This window comes from Microbacterium sp. Bi128 (assembly GCF_918698205.1).
On record NZ_CAKKMM010000783.1, the window covers coordinates 1 to 2,344 of the forward strand.

Here is a 2,344-nt window from a genome sequence, read left to right on the forward strand (position 1 = left end):
GTAAATGTCCGTCAGGGGCACCCGGGTTCCCTCGCAGACCACAGCGTCCCCGTCCAGGACGCAGCCGGAGCGCGGCACGCGGCGGAGGCCGGCGGCGAAGGCGCGGATGCGGAGGGCGAGGTCCTCGGCGGCCGCGAGCGTCGCTTTGCCGGCCACCACGGTGCCGGCAGATCCGAACGCCCCGGAATCGTGGTCCACGAGGTCGGTGTCGGACTGCCGGAGGGTGACGCGGGCGGCGGAGGTGGACAGCGCGGTGGCCGCGAGCTGCGCGTGGACGGTGGAGGTGCCATTGCCGAATTCTGCCGTCCCGACGTCGGCGGCGTAGGTCCCGTCGGGCAGGAGCCGAAGCCTGGAGTGGGCAAAGTGGCCGCGTGGCGGGACGGTGTCGATCATGGACAGGGCAGTCCCCTCCCCGACCACCCAGTCCGGTCCCAGGCTGTCGAGGCCGGCCGCGCGCCAGCGTTCCCGCCCACGGGCCAGGGCGTCCTCCACCAGCTTCGTGCACTGGTCCAGGCCGTAACTGCCGTAGCGGACGTCCTCCTGGGGCTCGTCGCGGATGGACAGCATGTCGTCGCCTTCCCGGACCATGTTCCGGCGGCGGAACTCCAGGGGGTCCATGCCGATCCCTGCCGCGAGCTCGTCGATGCCGGATTCGATCGCGAAGATCATCTGGCTGAGCCCGTAGCCGCGGAAGGCACCGGACGGCACCGTGTTGGTGTACACGGCGCGGGCGTCCACTTTCTTGTTGGCGCATTTGTACACCGCCAACGACTCACCGCAGCCGTGGAACATGACCCCGGTGGCGTGGTTGCCATAGGCGCCCGTGTTGGTGAGCACCTCCAGCTTCAGTGCGGTCAGCCGCCCGTCGCGGCTGGCGCCGGCCTTGAGATGGATGGTGAAGGGATGCTTGGTGGTGGCGGCGGTGAACTGTTCGGTCCGGGTGAATTCAAGCTGCACGGGGCGGTTGAGCTTCAGGGCGGCCAGCGCCACGACGTCCTCGGTGAGCACCTCTTGTTTGCCGCCAAAACCGCCGCCCACCCGTCCGGCCACCACCCGGATCTGCTCTTCCGGCAGGCCGAACACCCGGCCCAGGGTGCGCCGCACCAGGAACGGGACCTGGCTGGAGGTGCGGATCAGCAGCCGCCCGTCACCGCCGATCGAGGCGATGGAGGCATGGGTTTCGAGCGCCATGTGCTGCACCCGTTGAGTCCGATACGTGTGTTCGTGGATGAAGTCCGCCGCGGCGAACCCGGCCGCCATGTCGCCGAGCTCGGAATGCAGTTCCGCGACGACGTTCCGCTCCGGCCGGCTGATGCGGGCCGTGGTTGCGTCCTTGTCCCCGTGGAGGGCGGGGGCGCCGGGGAGCATGGCGTTCTCCGGGGTGAAGACGGCGTCCAGCACCTCGTAGTCGACCTTCAGGGCCCGCACGCCTGCCTCCGCCGCCGCCACCGTCCCGGCGACGACGACGGCGACGCGCTGGCCGGTGAAGCGCACGACGTCGTCAAACACGCGGGTGTCGTCCGGATCGTCGGTGTAGAGCTCGTGCTGCGCGGTCGAAAACAGCTGCGCCGGGGAGTCCTCGTGGGTGAAGACCGCCGCGACGCCGGGAATCGCCAGCGCGGCTGCTGCGTCGATGGAGCGGATCCGGGCGTGGGCATGCGGGGAGCGCAGCAGTTTCGCGTGCAGCAGCCCGGGCAGTTCATCGGCCGGGACGTCCAGGGTGTAGCGGGCCTGCCCCGTGACGATGGCGAGGCCGGCGGGGGCGGGAGCGTCGTCGCCCAGTTGTCCGGGGCGCGGCTCCGGCCGGCCGGGCCCCTCAGAAGGGGTGACCGGGCGGCTCCCCCTCCCGCAGACGGCGTCCTCGATGGCCGTGTACCCGGTGCACCGGCACAGGTTGCCCTTCAGGTTCCGCGGCAGGTCCGCCCTCTGCTCCTCATCGAACGTCGCTGCCGTCATCACCATGCCGGCCGTGCAAAAGCCGCATTGGAAGCCCTGCCGGTCCAGGAACTGCTGCTGCATCGGATGAAGCGCGGTGCTGTTGGGGTCACCGGGTCCGCCGGAGGCGCTGGCGGCGGCCAGTCCTTCCACCGTGGTGACCGCCCGGCCTTCCGCGCGGACCGCGGGATAAATGCAGCTGTGCACCGGGACCCCGTCCACGTGCACCGTGCAGGCGCCGCAGTCGCCGGCGTCGCAGCCCTTCTTGACGCCCAGGTTCCCCTGTTCGCGAAGGAACGTCCGCAGGCACTGGCCGGCACGGGGTTCGGCCTGCGCCGGGATGCCGTTGATATAGATCTCCATGCCCACGAGACTTCCGTCCAGGGTCCACCATTCAGGGTCCCGCCCC

1 protein-coding gene is annotated in these 2,344 nt (G+C 70.6%); it reads right to left on the reverse strand.

All coding sequences use genetic code 11. From position 1 onward, the window contains the following. Positions 1-2,298, reverse strand: a 2,298-nt coding sequence (locus LQV45_RS26195; protein ID WP_230009606.1) for a molybdopterin-dependent oxidoreductase, incomplete at its 3' end; no start/stop codon positions are given. Between the last annotated feature and the right edge of the window lie 46 nt (positions 2,299-2,344).